General features: G+C 47.9%; 10 protein-coding genes and 1 pseudogene. 7 read left to right on the forward strand and 4 right to left on the reverse strand.

Translation table 11 applies throughout. The features are described from left to right. Positions 1-174 precede the first annotated feature (174 nt). A complete protein-coding gene (locus P3T48_RS07115; RefSeq protein WP_276506183.1) occupies positions 175-2,739 on the reverse strand; it encodes a zinc-dependent metalloprotease in 2,565 nt (854 codons plus the stop codon). A 576-nt stretch (positions 2,740-3,315) separates the two neighbouring features. Between P3T48_RS07115 and trpD the strand changes: the two genes are divergently transcribed. From trpD to P3T48_RS07150, 7 genes are all read left to right on the forward strand, one after another. Next, the gene (gene trpD, locus P3T48_RS07120) at positions 3,316-4,320 is read left to right on the forward strand and encodes an anthranilate phosphoribosyltransferase (RefSeq protein ID WP_022251942.1); all 1,005 of its coding nucleotides are present in this window, start codon (positions 3,316-3,318) and stop codon (positions 4,318-4,320) included. 49 nt (positions 4,321-4,369) lie between these two features. Then, on the forward strand, positions 4,370-5,176 hold the full coding sequence (trpC, locus tag P3T48_RS07125; RefSeq protein ID WP_022251941.1) for an indole-3-glycerol phosphate synthase TrpC: 807 nt from the start codon (positions 4,370-4,372) through the stop codon (positions 5,174-5,176). 30 nt (positions 5,177-5,206) lie between these two features. Next, on the forward strand, positions 5,207-5,866 hold the full coding sequence (locus P3T48_RS07130; RefSeq protein WP_276506184.1) for a phosphoribosylanthranilate isomerase: 660 nt from the start codon (positions 5,207-5,209) through the stop codon (positions 5,864-5,866). A 124-nt stretch (positions 5,867-5,990) separates the two neighbouring features. Next, a complete protein-coding gene (gene trpA / locus P3T48_RS07135; protein WP_022251272.1) occupies positions 5,991-6,767 on the forward strand; it encodes a tryptophan synthase subunit alpha in 777 nt (258 codons plus the stop codon). Positions 6,768-6,867: 100 nt separating this feature from the next. Further along, positions 6,868-8,067 (forward strand): tryptophan synthase subunit beta, encoded by a 1,200-nt coding sequence (trpB, locus tag P3T48_RS07140; RefSeq protein ID WP_022251271.1) that lies wholly within the window; start codon positions 6,868-6,870, stop codon positions 8,065-8,067. After that, positions 8,054-9,472: an anthranilate synthase component I family protein gene (locus P3T48_RS07145; RefSeq protein WP_276506185.1), complete on the forward strand. Its 1,419-nt coding sequence runs from the start codon at positions 8,054-8,056 to the stop codon at positions 9,470-9,472. Before trpB ends, P3T48_RS07145 begins: the two co-directional genes overlap by 14 nt. A gap of 29 nt (positions 9,473-9,501) precedes the next feature. Beyond that, the gene (locus P3T48_RS07150; RefSeq protein ID WP_276506186.1) at positions 9,502-10,065 is read left to right on the forward strand and encodes an anthranilate synthase component II; all 564 of its coding nucleotides are present in this window, start codon (positions 9,502-9,504) and stop codon (positions 10,063-10,065) included. Positions 10,066-10,184: 119 nt separating this feature from the next. Here P3T48_RS07150 and P3T48_RS07155 read toward each other — a convergent pair whose 3' ends face one another. The 3 genes and pseudogenes from P3T48_RS07155 to P3T48_RS07165 form a co-directional block, all read right to left on the reverse strand. Beyond that, positions 10,185-11,507 carry a rhamnogalacturonidase gene (locus P3T48_RS07155; protein WP_276506198.1) on the reverse strand — a complete coding sequence of 441 codons (1,323 nt, stop codon included), beginning with the start codon at positions 11,505-11,507 and terminating at the stop codon, positions 10,185-10,187. A gap of 79 nt (positions 11,508-11,586) precedes the next feature. Beyond that, a complete protein-coding gene (locus P3T48_RS07160) occupies positions 11,587-12,732 on the reverse strand; it encodes a glycoside hydrolase family 88/105 protein (protein ID WP_276506187.1) in 1,146 nt (381 codons plus the stop codon). Between the two features lie 32 nt (positions 12,733-12,764). Continuing rightward, positions 12,765-15,355: pseudogene (locus tag P3T48_RS07165) on the reverse strand (glycosyl hydrolase). Positions 15,356-15,589: the final 234 nt, after the last annotated feature.

A 15,589-nucleotide genomic window follows, 5' to 3' on the forward strand; every position in this document is an offset into this window, starting at 1 on the left:
ATTTATTTTCAAATATATAACTTGTTTTAGGGAGTAGAGGAGAAATTGGGGGAGTTAAAGGAGTTAAGAAGTTAAGGAGTTAAGACGTATGTCTTGTTGCTTAAAAACTACGCCAAAAAGACTATTGTCTTAACTCCTTAAACTCCTTTAATTTCTGAACTTGCGTAACTTGAATTACTTATTGTTCAGCAACTTCTCCATGAGAAGAATCTGATAAGAGTAGAAGTCGCGGGTGCTGCCATTAGCGGTAGCACGATAAGCACGATACTTGTTGAGTACACGCTGCAGGCTTCCTGTCATCAGGGCACCAGTCTCAGCATCGCTGAGCATGCTGCCACCATAATTGATACGTACGAAGCTGTCGGTTATATCGTTGGCATTGCAAATCTGCTGCGACATCTCGAGGTCGTTCTGCCACAACTGGTCGTCGGTGAGCCCCTTGGTCTTCTTGCCTGTCTCGGGCTGCAAGCCAGTGCGCTGCATCATCAGATTGATGGCATTAGACTGCAGAGCCTGCTCGGCATAAGAAAGCTTTCCACCTACAGGAGCCTTGAAGATCATGTTGGTCAGGTCGTTCATATAACCTTCGATGGTGTAGTTGGCGTTGGCATTTACCATTCCACCTTCCTTGATGCGATAGAGTGCAGTGGGGCTGAACAGCGAAGAGATGGTGCGCTTGCAGATGTTTTTGTTGACATCGAGGCTCAGTTCCATCTTGTTCAGCAGGGCATGAGGTGTGAGCCAACTGTCGAAGCTGCGCATCTGTGCAAGCAGCCATGTGAGGGCTTCCTTCTGACGTGCCTTGTTGATGTAGTTCATGCTCTGAGCCTGACCGTCGCCCTGTCTGATCTCTGTATATTCGATGCCACCGATATAAGATGCCACATGGTTGATATAGCGGGTGTACTGCTTGGTAACCTCACGATAGAGTTTCTCCAAGTCGTCGTATCTCTCGCCCTTCTCCATGGTCCAGTTCTCGAAGTTCTTCATCAGAATCTTCATGTTGCTGATACCATAGTTGCTGGCTTTGATATGGTCGTTTCCAAGGTCCTCGGTCAGGTCGGTTGGGTCTACAGTACCTAAAACCTGCTGAGCGCCAAACTGGAATTTCTTATCGTTGGCTTTTTCGGCAATCCATTTGTTAAGAGTAGCCACTTCCTCCTCAGGAGTATTGGCGCCCTTGATGATTCTGTAACCCCAGTTGATGGCATACTTGTCGTATACACCGATAACAGGAGGAGTAAGACGCACGCCTTTCTCCAAATCGCCAGGCTGGGCGATGTAGTTGTTGCGGGCATAGTCCATGATACTTGGTGTGGTGCCATACTGCTGTGTGAACTTTGGATCTCTCAGCTGCTCAACGTCGAAAGCATAGCTGGCACCCATGTTGTGCATCAGACCCAGGGTATGACCAATCTCGTGGGCTGCTGCATAACGGATAGACTCGCGCATCACATCATCATCGAAGGTGTTCTTGCGAACTCGCTTGTCTACAACTGCAGTCTGGATGAATCGCCAGTTGTGCAACAGGGATACGATGTTGTGATACCAGATGACGTCGGCAGTGAGAATCTCGCCGGTACGAGGGTCTTTATGACTTGGACCCATGGCGTTGGCGGTAGATGTGACTGCATACTTGAAGCAGTTGTAGCGCATATCGTCTGGATCGAAGTTTGGATCGTTCTTGGGATAGTCTTTAGCAATGATGGCATTCTTGAAACCAGCCTGCTCGAAAGCCTGGTTCCAGTCTTCTATACCCGTCTTGATGGTTTCTCTCCACTTCTCAGGGAAGGCAGAGTCGACATAGAACACGATAGGTTTCTGTGGCTCCACCAGTTCGCCGGCAAAGTACTTGTCCATATCTTCGGGCTTGGGTTGCAGGCGCCATCTGTTGATGTAGGTCTTGCTCTCCACCTTGTCCTTGGAAGAACTGTATATGTTCTTGTTGTTATTGAAGAAACCCACTCGGTTGTCCTGGTATCTCATAGGCATAGGATCCTCGGGCAGGACAAAGAGTGAACGGTGAACCTTCACAGAGTAAGGCTTCTTGATCATACCTGTGGTGTTGAACGACAGGGTGCTCTCTATCTCGATGTTCTTAGGGAAAGTCTTCACGAAGTCGATGCTGGAAGCATCGGCAGAGAAAGTTCCCTTGATGGCATTGGCATCGCCGAAGAGTTTAGAAAAAACAGAAACCTCTTTCAGTGGAGAGATGTAAGCTTCGTTGGTACCGAAGAAAGAAGTCACGTCAATAACGACATTGCCATTATTGCGAGCCACAATCTTGAAGCCCTTCATGCGGGGATTCAAGAAATTCTTGTCGAAAGAAGCTGCGATAGGGTCGTTCTTGTCAACGACATTGTTACTCTGTATGAGATTGATATATACGTTTCGTTCGTCCTTTGAGAACTGTATGAGCAAAGGAGTGTTGATCATCTGCCCAGCCACAAAATCCTGTGTGTCGCTGGTGGCTGCCATTCTGTTGGCAAGGATATACTGGTGACTGAATGCAGAGTCGGGCAATTCAAAATACAGCTTGCCGCTTTTGCTATTGTAGATGACAGTAAACAAGCCTGTATCTTTCTTTCCGCCCTTGGTGACTTTAGCGTAGTCTGTTTTGGTGGAATCCGACTTAGCAGTCAGCAAGTTAAGGCTCTTTTTCTTGCTCTTGGCTTGGGTGTTCAGTGATGGGGGGGCAAAGCATATACTTACCGCCAATACCAATGTGGATAATCTCATAATAAATGTTTTTTCTTTTCGTTTTATTCTGTACGTTAATGTTTAATGGCGCAAAGTTACGTATAAAAAATGAAAAAACAACCATAATAAAGGAAAAAATATCGATTTGTAGCAGAATTAACAAAAAAAGTAAGCGAATTGATAGGATTTTTTTGATAAACCTTCTCTTATTGCCCTATTTGCGAAAGTTGAGTATATATAATAAGGTATAGGGACGGATAGAGGGATGGAAAAGAGCAGAAAGTGATAAAAAATAATCGAAATTGCATTTTTTATCGACAAAAAGTTTGTAGATTGAAAGAAAAAGTGTAAATTTGCAATCGAAACAATAACGAAACAATATTATTCATCAATAATAAGCAAATGACAACATTCGTATCTTCAACAGCATGGTGGTGGCGTATCTCAAGATTGAAACAGTCGTGAGTCGATAAGCCGTGTGTGGATATGAAAATCCTAAGAGAGATAGAAAAGGCCTGCCGTAACTTGCGACAGGTCTTTTTTCTTTAAGGTCTGTTACAGGTAGAAGGAGGGTTTGAACGAAGATAACAACAAAAAATATAGGAGACAAAACTTATGGAAATGAAGGACATTTTGAACAGAATGTTGAATCATGAGGAACTTTCCCGAGAGGAAACCAAGAACATCATCGTTGGCATCACAAAGAGTGAGTTCCCCGAAGAACAGATCACAGCCTTGCTTACAGGCTTGCAGATGCGTGGTGTGACCGTGGACGAGTTGTTGGGCTTTCGTGACGGAATCCTGGCGACAGGAGTTCCTGCCATCCTCGACTGCGACAGATATATAGACGTAGTAGGAACAGGAGGCGACCGTAAGAATACATTCAATATTTCTACCACCTCGTGCTTCGTCATAGCAGGAGCCGGATATAGGGTGGCCAAACATGGAAACTATGCTGCCACATCGGTGAGTGGAGCTTCCAATGTGATTCAGAATCATGGAGTACATTTCACTGACGATCTCGACAAACTCAACCGCTCCATCAATGAGGCAGGTATCGTGTACCTTCATGCACAGTTGTTTGCCAAGGCGATGAAGTTTGTCGGTCCTATTCGCAAGGCCTTGCAGTTTCCTACCGTCTTCAATCTCTTAGGTCCTTTGGTCAACCCCAGCCAGCCTTCGTGTCAGTTGCTCGGAGTTGCCAATCTCGACCAGATGCGCCTCTATAACCAGGTATATCAGAAGATCGGCATCGACTATGGCATCGTCAACAGTATAGATGGATATGATGAGATTTCGCTGACCAGTGACTTCAAGGTAACAACCAACGACTATGAGCGCATCTTCAAACCTCAAGACTTAGGTTTCGAGACAGCCAAACCGGAAGAGGTTAGAGGTGGAGCTACCGAAGAGGAGGCAAAGGACATCTTTGATGCCGTACTTGAAAACCGAGCACTTCCTGCCCAGAAGAATATCGTTTTGGCAAATGCAGCCTTTGGTATTCAGGTGATGGAGAAGGGCAAGAAGAGCATTGAGGAGTGTGTGGAAATAGCACGCGAGAGTATAGACTCGGGCAAGGCACTTGCCACCTTCAAGAAATTTGTGGAACTGAATAGTTAAAGGTAAAAAGGTAAAAAAGTAAAAAGGTAAAAAAGTAAAAAGGTAGAACATGGCTGATATATTAGAAGAAATCGTAGCTCATAAGCGAATAGAGATGGAGCAGCGCAAGCGCTTCATATCTCCACGCCAGATGGTAACGCTGACCGACAGGAAGATAAAGGCTGACGAGGGACTTACCCCAGGAGGCAGCATGCGTGACGCCTTGATGTCATCATCCACAGGTATTATTGCCGAGTTCAAGCGCAAGTCGCCCAGCAAGGGATGGATCAAGAAAGAAGGCAAGGCGAGCGTTATTCCTTTGGGCTATCAGCAGAATGGAGCTTCGGCATTGAGTATTCTTACCGATATCGACTATTTCGGAGGCTACGACGAGTATATACAGGAGGCCCGCCATGTGGGTGTTACCTTACCTATATTATATAAGAACTTCGTCGTAGAGGAATATCAGCTTTTGCAAGCCCGCTATTGTGGTGCTTCGGCTGTGCTTCTGATTGCTGCCTGTCTGACAAAGCAGGAATGTAAAGATCTTCTGAATATGGCGCATCAGTTGGGACTGGAAGTCTTGTTGGAGATGCATAACGCCCAGGACTTCGAATATGCTGAGTTGGCCCCCGATATGTATGGCATCAACAACCGCAATCTCGGAACTTTCGTTACGGATGTGGAGAACAGTTTCCGCCTGGCAGAACAGTTGCCCAAGGATGTATGCAGAGTGAGCGAAAGCGGTATCTCCAATCCGGAAGTTGTCAGAAGACTTCGTGAGGAAGGCGGTTTCAGAGGCTTCCTGATGGGAGAGCAGTTTATGAAACAGGCCGACCCGGGCATAGCCCTGAATGAGTTTATAGCCAATTTGTAATTTTAAAAGTAGAACCGTCTTTAAAGCATCATGATTATAAAGGTATGTGGCATGCGCGATGCCGACAACATTCGCGATATTTCTGCACTGGGAGTCGACATGATAGGACTGATTTTCTATCCTCCGTCACCCCGATATGTGCAGCAGTTCAGCAGTGGGGCTGGTATTATTCCCGACTATGCACCCGACATGGGAAAGACACCACTCAGGGTGGGTGTCTTTGTAGACGATATGCCTCAGAATATAGTGACAAGAGTCTATAATTACAAACTCGACTATATTCAGTTGCACGGCAACGAACCACGCGAGACATTGGAGAACCTGCGTGCCACTATCGACCCCGATATCAAACCCAAAATCAAGATCATCAAGGCCATCAGTGTAAGTTCGGCCGAAGACATAAAAAAATATAAGGAATATGTAGGAGCTGCCGACCTCTTCCTCTTCGACACCAAATGTAAGACTGTGGGTGGAAGTGGTGAGCAGTTTGATTGGCAAGTCCTGCAGGCTTATGATGGCGATGTGCCATTCCTACTGAGTGGCGGCATCGGACCCGATGATGCAGAGCGTATCAAGAACTTTCATCATTCCAAGTGCATAGGCATCGACCTCAACTCGAAGTTCGAGATTGAGCCAGCACTCAAAGATGTAGAGAAACTCAAGCAATTCCTTGTAAAGGTAAAAAAGTAAAAAGGTAAAAAAGTAAAAAGAACCCTCTTGCTTTAGAAAGGTAAAAAGGTAAAAAAGTAAAAAGAACCCTCTTGCTTTAGAAAAGGTAAAAAAGTAAAAAGGTAAAAAAGTAAAAAAACAAACAATGAACAAGATAAATCAACTATTTGAAAGTCGTAAAGACCGCAAGCTGCTGAGCTTGTATTTCTGTGCCGGTTGTCCCACTCTCGAAGGCACGGGCGATGTCATCAAGGCAATGGAACGTCATGGCATCGATATGATAGAGGTGGGCATACCTTTCAGTGACCCTTTGGCCGACGGACCAGTCATTCAGAGTGCCGGAACGCGGGCTCTTAAGAACGGTATGACCGTGAAGACTCTCTTCGGACAACTGAAAGCCATCAAGGGCGAAGTAAGCCTTCCTCTTGTGCTGATGGGCTATCTCAACCCAATCATGCACTTTGGCATCGAGGCTTTTTTCAAAGAATGTGTTGAGGCTGGAGTGAGTGGAACCATTATTCCAGACCTGCCTTTCGACGACTATCTCAAGGTGGTGAAACCTATAGCCGACAAGTATGACATTCGTGTCATCATGATGATAACTCCAGAAACCAGCGAGGAGCGAATCCGCTTTATCGACGAGCATACCGACGGTTTTATCTATATGGTCAGTTCGGCAAGTATCACTGGCGCTCAAAGCAGTTTCGGAGATGCCAAGCTCGCTTACTTCAACCATATCAACGGCATGAAACTTCGCAATCCCCGAATGATAGGTTTCGGTATCAGCAACAAGCAGACTCTCACCAGTGCCCAGGACAATGCTGCGGGAGCCATCATTGGAAGCAAGTTTGTTACCTTGCTCAATGAGACACTCGATCCAGACAAGGCTCTCGATGAACTCTTTGAGGCACTGAAAAAATAAGAGAAGAGTGAAAAACGAAGGGTGAAGAATTCATCTGTTTCGTTTGTGGCACAAGGGCGAAAGTCTAATTTAATATTTAACATTTAACATTTAACTCACGATGTATCAAGTTGACGATAAAGGATTTTTTGGAAAATTCGGTGGCGCATACGTGCCAGAGATATTATATAAATGTGTGACAGAACTGCAGCAGGCCTACAAGCCTATCATTGAGAGCGAGGAGTTCAAGAAAGAATATCATCAGTTGCTCAGAGACTATGTAGGCCGTCCTTCACCTCTCTATTATGCCAAACGCATGAGCGAGAAATATGGTTGCCAGCTCTATCTGAAGCGTGAGGACCTGAACCATACAGGAGCACACAAGATCAACAATACCATCGGCCAGATTCTGATGGCAAAGAAGATGGGCAAGACCCGTATTATCGCCGAGACAGGAGCCGGTCAGCATGGTGTGGCAACAGCCACCGTCTGTGCCTTGATGGATATGAAGTGCGAAATCTTTATGGGTGCTACAGATGTGGAGCGTCAGCACACCAATGTGGAGCGTATGAAGATGTTGGGTGCCAAGGTGAATCCTGTGCGCACGGGCAACATGACCTTGAGTGATGCCTGTTCGGAGGCTATACGTGACTGGTGCTGTCATCCACAAGATACTTTCTATATCGTAGGTAGCACCATGGGTCCTCATCCTTATCCAGACATTGTGGCAAAGATGCAGAGTGTCATCTCCGAGGAACTGAAATGGCAGTTGCAGGAAAAGGTGGGTCGCGATTATCCCGATTACCTCATCGCCTGTGTGGGCGGAGGCAGCAATGCGGCAGGTACCATTTATCATTATATTGATGATGAGCGCGTTCAGATTTATCTTGCCGAGGCAGCAGGACATGGAATCGATACCAACTATACAGCAGCCACCATGCATTGCGGAACAGAAGGTATTATCCATGGAGCGAGAACACTCGTGATGCAGACCGAGGACGGACAGATAGAGGAAGCTTTTACCATCAGCGCAGGTCTCGACTATCCTGGTATCGGACCCATGCATGCCGACTTGGCAACCCGTGGCCGCAGTCATGTGCTTGCCATTAAGGACGACGAGGCTATCTATGCCGGTTATGAGTTGACACGTATGGAGGGAATCATCCCAGCCATAGAGAGTGCTCATGCTGTGGCAGCGCTGAAGAAAATGAAGTTCAAGAAAGACGATGTCGTTGTCCTGACAGTGAGCGGTCGAGGTGACAAGGATGTTGAAACTTATTTGTCTCATAAAGAAATGGCAGGAGAATATGGCAACTTTTAATTATACGACCCAAACACGTAAGATTCTTGCTGACCTCTATACACCGGTGGGAGTCTATATGCGATTACGAGATATTTATCCACAGTCGGCGTTGATGGAGAGCTCCGACTATCATGGTACAGAGAACTCGCGTTCCTTCATCGGTGTGCACCCCATAGCAAGCATCGCCGTAGGACATGGAGTGGTGACAGCCACCTATCCCGACGGAAGAGTGGAGGAAAAAGAGTTGCCCGTCTTCGGTGAGGGCAAAGGAGAAAAATGCAAACTCGCCATCTCGAAAGCCTTCAATGACTTTATCCAGGCTTTCCATGTAGAGGGGGAGGGCAGTGAGTGTTGCGGTCTGTATGGTTTCACAACCTTTAATGCCGTGCGCTACTTCGAGAACATTCCCGTGAAGGATACGACGATGGAGAAGAACGATGCACCTGATATATATTATATTATGTATAAGAATATCATCGTCTTCGACCATTTCAACAACACCATGCAACTCATCACCCTCGGTGAGGAGGCAGAGCTCGATGCGCTCATGAAAGCCATCAACAAGGCCAATGTGAAACCTTACGATTTCCATCCTGTAGGCGAGACTACTTCCACCCTTACCGATGAGGAGCATAAGGCCAATATCCGCCGTTGCATACAGCATTGTCTGAGAGGCGATGTGTTCCAGATTGTGGTAAGCCGCAGGTTTGTGCAGAAATATGAGGGCGATGACTTCAAACTCTATCGAGCCCTTCGCAGCATCAATCCGTCGCCTTATCTTTTCTACTTCGACTTTGGCGGTTTCCGCATCTTCGGCTCATCGCCCGAGACCCACAACCGCATTGTCGGTGACAAGGCTTTCATCGACCCAATAGCAGGAACCACCAAGCGTACAGGCAACATGGAGCAAGACCGCAAGGCAGCAGAGTTCCTGCGCAACGATCCCAAGGAAAATGCCGAGCATGTGATGTTGGTGGACTTGGCACGCAACGACTTGAGCCGCAACTGTCATGGAGTAAAGGTTGATTTCTATAAGGACATGCAGTTCTACAGCCATGTGATTCATTTGGTGAGCAGAGTGAGCGGCACGCTTGATGAGCAGGCCGATCATATCAAGGCATTTATCGATACCTTCCCGGCAGGAACTTTGAGTGGAGCGCCCAAGGTAAGAGCCATGCAGATTATCTCAGAGCTGGAGCCGCACAACCGAGGTGCCTATGGCGGTTGCATCGGTTTCATCGGACTCAATGGCGACTTGAACCAGGCTATTGTCATCAGAACCTTTATCAGCCGTAATGGTGAACTGTGGTTCCAGGCAGGAAGTGGCGTCGTGGCAAAGAGCAACGACCAGTATGAGTTGGAAGAATGCAACAACAAACTGGGAGCCTTGACCAAGGCAATTCATATTGCAGAAGAGCTATAGAATCACACTACACATTAAACATTATAAAGATGAAAATAGTAATCATAGATAATTATGACTCCTTTACCTACAATCTTGCCCATTTGGTAAAGGAATTGGGAGCCGATGTAACCGTTTACCGCAACGACCAGTTTCAGTTGCGTGAACTCGACCGGTTCGACAAGATCATATTGAGTCCTGGCCCTGGCATTCCTTCAGAGGCAGGCCTGCTGATGGATGTCATCAAGACCTATGCAGGCAGAAAGCCCATGTTGGGAGTCTGCTTAGGGCATCAGGCTATAGGCGAGGCTTTTGGTGCCAAACTCACCAATCTGTCGGAGGTTTATCATGGTGTGGGAACACCTTGCATCCAGTTTGGCAACGACCCTATCTTTGCCGGTATGGAGAAGCGTATAGAGATAGGGCGTTATCACTCGTGGGTGGTTGACCGCAGCGGTTTCCCCGATTGTCTGGATGTCACAGCCGTGAGCGATGATGGCTGTATCATGGGATTATGCCACAAGAACTACGACATTCATGGCATCCAGTTCCATCCCGAGAGTGTATTGACACCCCAGGGAAAAACAATCGTCAAGAACTGGTTGGAGATGTAAATGCTTAGTGAAATTCTGAAGTTTTACGCGTAGGTGCCATTGATTGCAATCAACAGTCCCAAGAAGTTTCGGAAGTAGAAATATTTTCTAATTAAGACCTTCTCCAATTCTCCATATGGTTATTGATTGCAATCAACGCTTGCTTTTTTGCTGATATTGACATTTTTGCAGATGGTGTTTTCTATTATATCTGCAGAAAATGCCATTTTCTTGTCGGTACAGGATATGTTTTCGAAGGTGAAGTGGGAGAGGCGATACTTGTCGCTTGTGCCCACATCGAAGAAGTTGTCGCAGTCCATGCGGATGTTCTTCATCGTGATGTTGTTGCACTGGCTCAGAGGCATGTCCTCTCTGTCGCCAGGCTTGAAGAACTGAGTCCATGGACGAATGGTAAGGAAACTTCCTGTGGTTCCGCTGATATTGTCGACTGTGACATACTCGTAATGTTGCGGTGTGTCGGGACGCAGTTTGAGCCATAACACGCGCTTGGCATTCTTTACGGTGATGTCGCGAAGCACGATGTTGCGGTCGCTCACGCTCTCGCTTCCTAAGGTGAGGCATCCATGAACCTTGCCGTAGTTGCAACGTTGTATCAAGACATTGTATACCGGTCCGTTCTCGGGTGACTGGTCTGCCCATATACCTTTTCCTCCCTTGATGGCAATAGCATCATCGTTGACACTCATGTAGCAGCCTTCCACCAGCACATCATGACAAACATCTATATCAATGGCATCGCTGCTGGGAGCCCTTAATCCCTGAGTAGGAGCGAAGATGTAGCAGTCGAGAAACCGCACATGGTCGCAGCGATAGATGTGATTGGTCCAGAAAGCGCTGTTCTGCAAATGCACGTCCTGAAGAGTCACGTTCGAGGAATTGCTGATGTATACGAGTCTTGGACGCTGTGCATCCTTGTTGGTGCAGCGGCTGTTCCACTGACGTCGAATCCAGAACTCTTCCCAATAATGTTTGCCATTTCCATCGATGGTTCCCTTTCCAGCAATGGTGAAGCCATCGCAGTGGTCGGCATTGATGAAGGCGGAGAAGTATTTGCAGGTCTCACCTTCGATGCGTGTCGTGAGTATGGGGAAGTTGACGATGCGGTCGCTTGCCTTCAACTTGCCTCCTTCGGATAGAAGCAGATGAGTCTTGGGACGGAAGAAGAGGGCGCCACTGAGGAAAGTGCCTTCCGGTATGACGACGACGCCTCCTCCATTCTTTGAGGCGAGGTCGATGACTCCCTGTATGGCGCTGGTCTGCAACAAAGTACTGTCTTTCTTAACTCCGTAATCGGTGATGACATACTGTTTGCCCAAGGTGTCTGTATTCACTTTTTGGGCCTGCAGGAACCAAGTGTCCATCTTCGTGCCGTCGGGCCAGAGCTCTGTCTTAGCCTTCCTTGCCTTCTTCTGCTTCTTCGAAGCATTGGCGCTCAGTGGCATGAGCGCCACCAAGCAAGCCAATACATATAGATATACTCTCATGTATTTTACCTTTTTACTTTTTTACTTTTTTACCTTTTTACCTTTTTACTTTTAAAAGTTTGTAGTATTCAGCAGCACCCAACAGGAGGCATCCTGTGCCGTAGTCCTCGAAATCGGGAACAGACGTATAGGTGACAGGCTGTCCAGCCGATGGGTCCTTGCCAGTGCCCTGGTTGTAACCGATGAAACCATCTTCATGAACCGATGCAGCCAGCGCCTTCCATGCCTTGTCCATAGCTTTCTGATAAGTGGCAGCAGGCAGAATGCCCTGTCTCACGCCCCATGCCATTCCGTAGAGGAAGAGACCTGTGCCCGTCATTTCAGGGCCGCCATAGTTGGCAGGGCAAACGAGGCTTACATTCCAGTATCCATCCTCGCGCTGGCATTTCAGCAGAGCTTTGCTCATGTTGATGAAGTCTTTCTTCAGATATTGGTAGTTCTTGTCGTTGGCAGGCAATGTCTCCATCACGCGAACCAAGGCTGCGTAAACCCAGCCATTGCCACGGCTCCAGTAACAGTTGCTACCGTCTTTCTCCTTGTAGGGAGGAACGTAGTCCTTGTCTCTCCACCACAAACCTTCCTTCTCGTTGAACAGTCCGCCTGCCAGTGTGTCGCGTGTCCACTTGTAGGAGTTCATGGCATAGTCGAGATACTTTTTCTCGCCGCTGACTTTTGCATATTTTGCATATATAGGCATAGCCATCTGTATGGCGTCGATCCATGTCCAGTAAGAAACACGGTTGGATGCAATCTGATGGTCGAGGTTTGCCTTCACATGACTTAAATCTTTCTTTCCTCCGCTCTGTACGTAGCGGTCGATGTAAACCTGCATGCAGCACTGGTTGTCGGCATTGTCGTTGGTCTCTCCGCTGCGAGCCTGCCACTTGTGATAGTCAGCCCAGCGATCTGTATAGTCGAGATATTTCTGCTGAGGGTCAATCTCGTAGAGTGCCATGAGTCCCTCGTAGTACACGGCGCGTGTCCACAGGTTGCTGGTACGTACTCGTTTGACAAAGGTATCGAGTGTAGGGTCGCTGTACTTTGCCATGAAATAGTTGTTGGTGCGATGAGCCACCTCTATGATTTCCTTTTGCAGGTTTGTTACGTTTCTATGAACTTTCTGGGCTGAGGCAAAGCTCATACCCATGAGTACACAGAGTGATGTTAAGATCAGTTTTTTCATTTGTTGAGTTGTTTATTTGTTTTGTTGTTTATTCAGTTTATGTCTGTTTTTACTTCCACCAGCTTGACGGTGCTGTTGAGTCCGCATGGCACAGGTTCCCACTTGTCGTAGGTGGTTTTCTTGTAATTGATATCTACGACGTTGATTTCCTTCATCTTGCGCCATTTCACACCTTCGCGGTCGAGTGCAGCAATGCGGTTGGCAGGCAGGTTGGTCACTTCTATGCGGATGGTGTTCTTGCCCTTCGACAGTGCATCCTTGCAGTGGAGAATGTAAGGCACAGCCCAGGCGCAGCCTATGTAATGACCGTTGATGTAGACGCGGGCACTTTCGCGCACGTCGCCTAAGTCGATGCTCCATTGTTTCTTGGCTTGCTCTTTCGACAGTTTGAACGTTGTCTCGTAGACGCCAGTTCCCATCGTCACCTGGGCCTTGTCGCTGAGGCTCTCCCATGTCTTGAGACCCTGCAGGCTGAAGGTTTCCTCTACCTTGGGTGCTTCCTCAGTGAAGGAGAGCTTCCAGGTGTTGGCGGTGAGGTCGATGCTTTCACCCTTGTCTATGGTTTGAGGTTCGGTCTTTGCTATGCGCAGTTTCTTGTCTTGCAACCAGGGTGCCGACTCTTTCTGTGCACTGAGGAGGATTCTGCTTTCGCCACTTTTGAGGTTGATATCCAGTTCTCCGCGTTCGTTTATCACAGCAGCATGTAAGATCCGTTCATAGGATTGTACCACAGCGCAGCATTCTCTCCTGTAGCAATAGGCACTTGGGCCTTGATATCGTGGTCGGTGAGGTTGGCGATGAAGTAGTGATGACCGTACTTGTTGCTGCGTCGTATCAGCTTCAGTCCATATAGTTTTCTCATCATTTCAGGGTTGGCAGCCTTTGCCATCGCCTCAGTGTTGTCGCCCTTGATAATCTTGGCTCCTTGCGCCTTCAGCTGCGAGATGTGCTGTATCACGTCGCTTGGCATGATGTTGTTGCCGGGAATGACCAGCGCCTTATATCGTGTTCCGGCAGCAGTCTCTATCATGCCGTTCTTATAAGTACACGAGCGCAGGTATTGGTCGCTGATGTAGTCGCAGTCGAATCCGGCCTTGTCGATATCGAGGATGCACTTGATAAACTCGGGAGCCTTCTTCGCCATGCCGTGAATGTCGAACATCATGAGCCATTTCTTGGTATTGGTGCGCCACATGTCTCTTACGGGCAGATACACCAAGAAGTCGTTGTCGGGCTGTCCCCATTGCAGATAGGTTTGACAGTGGGTGATGTATTTCATCAGTTCGGGCGCATCGCGCCAGATGCTGTTGGTGGGGCTCATGTCGATGGAAGCATAGAATTTCCATCCTGGCCATGAATCGTTCTTTGGCGAATAGGCTGTGCCGTGGAAGAACATGTGGTTGACGCCGGCACAGAACATCAGGTCCATATCGGGTTTCATCTGACTCAGTGACGTGCGGAAGTGCTCGGTGAGCCAGGTGAAAGTCTCGCTTGATGTATATTTCTTGCCCGTGATGTGGGCAGCCGAAGGAGCATATTTCAGCATGCTCAGGTCGCTGAAGTTGGGACGAGTCTTCCCCGGATCCTTGCGCAGGCCCTTGATGCCGAAGTCGGTCAGTCCGAAGCCTTCTATCTCAGGAATGTCGACAGCCGCATAGCAGTCAATGAGGTTGGCGGGTGAGCCGTGCGCCTGGTTGCGTGTGATGGCTCCGTGCTTGTGTGCCCATGCAGTCCATTGTTTGGTGAAATTGTGCAGCAGCATCTCTCCCAGGGTCTCGCGATAATCGCTCACAACGATTGCGTCGCCATCCAGAAACTCGGGGAACTTGTCCTGCAATTTGTAGCCGTGCATATTTTCGAACTCAGTCAGCAGAGTGGGAGTCCAGTTGGCGCCATACACTTCGTAGCTGTCGTTGAAGAAAGTATGTGGAAAAGGTGTTCCCGAAGCCGTAAAGGCGCTGTCGATGTGTGCCAGATAATGGGCTACGGCAGTAGAGTCGAAGTGGTCGATGACGTAGCCTTCGCCTCCAGGCGCAGCACGCTTCACCATCTGTCGGGTGCGGCTCTCGTAGAGTGCGATGACGCGTTTCTTCTTGGTGGTTCCTGCCACAGGATAAGCCTTGATGACTTTCAGTTTGGCGAAGTTGCGCTCTTTCTCGGGCAGGGTGAAGTTGATGTCCATGAGTTTCTTCTTGACATCTACAATGGTGTCGACGAAAACAGCCTTGCAGGCAGCCTCGCTCAGTGGAACCCAAGGTCCGCCGAAAGGCCATCCTGTTCCGGTAGCCATATCGGTCTCAATGCCCAATTCCTTGTCTTTCTTTTCCACGAATCTGAGCATTTCCATCCATCGTGGCGAGAGGTAAGGTATGTCGTTCTTGTCGTTTCCCTGTACGCCATAGAGTGGAGTTATCTCCACTGCGCCTATGCCAGCCTTGGCATATTGGTCGAGATTCCATCCCAAGTTCTCCTTGTCGACGGCCGATCCCATCCACCACCATCTTATACCAGGTTTGGCTTCCTGTGTGGGGGAAGGCAAGAACTGAGCCTGTGCGCTGACTGCTGTGAGCAGTGCGCAGGTGAGGCATGTTGCAATAAGTCTTTTGCGTTGTTGTCTGATCATATCGATTATAATAGCCTTTAAGTTTTTATTTCTTCTGCAAAGTCTTTTATATCTTTTGCAAAGATAGGTATAATTGTTCAATAAAGCATAAGAAATCGTCCATAAAGATGTAAAACCGTACAAAAGCGAGGGGTGTATGATTGTGCTGTCGGAAATTTTGTTTATCTTTGTACACACCTGCTTGGGATGCCTATATTAATAGGTACGCGAGACACAGGCAAGCCATGCGGCTTG

This window comes from Segatella intestinalis, from assembly GCF_029348455.1.
In the GTDB taxonomy this organism is placed as follows: Bacteria; Bacteroidota; Bacteroidia; order Bacteroidales; family Bacteroidaceae; genus Prevotella.

Excerpts from the sequence above, each read along its gene's own strand:
- P3T48_RS07115 (WP_276506183.1), bottom strand. The coding sequence starts at position 2,739 with ATGAGATTATCCACATTGGTATTGGCGGTAAGTATATGCTTTGCCCCC.
- trpD (WP_022251942.1), top strand. The coding sequence starts at position 3,316 with ATGGAAATGAAGGACATTTTGAACAGAATGTTGAATCATGAGGAACTT.
- trpC (WP_022251941.1), top strand. The coding sequence starts at position 4,370 with ATGGCTGATATATTAGAAGAAATCGTAGCTCATAAGCGAATAGAGATG.
- P3T48_RS07130 (WP_276506184.1), top strand. The coding sequence starts at position 5,207 with ATGATTATAAAGGTATGTGGCATGCGCGATGCCGACAACATTCGCGAT.
- trpA (WP_022251272.1), top strand. The coding sequence starts at position 5,991 with ATGAACAAGATAAATCAACTATTTGAAAGTCGTAAAGACCGCAAGCTG.
- trpB (WP_022251271.1), top strand. The coding sequence starts at position 6,868 with ATGTATCAAGTTGACGATAAAGGATTTTTTGGAAAATTCGGTGGCGCA.
- P3T48_RS07145 (WP_276506185.1), top strand. The coding sequence starts at position 8,054 with ATGGCAACTTTTAATTATACGACCCAAACACGTAAGATTCTTGCTGAC.
- P3T48_RS07150 (WP_276506186.1), top strand. The coding sequence starts at position 9,502 with ATGAAAATAGTAATCATAGATAATTATGACTCCTTTACCTACAATCTT.
- P3T48_RS07155 (WP_276506198.1), bottom strand. The coding sequence starts at position 11,507 with ATGCCACTGAGCGCCAATGCTTCGAAGAAGCAGAAGAAGGCAAGGAAG.
- P3T48_RS07160 (WP_276506187.1), bottom strand. The coding sequence starts at position 12,732 with ATGAAAAAACTGATCTTAACATCACTCTGTGTACTCATGGGTATGAGC.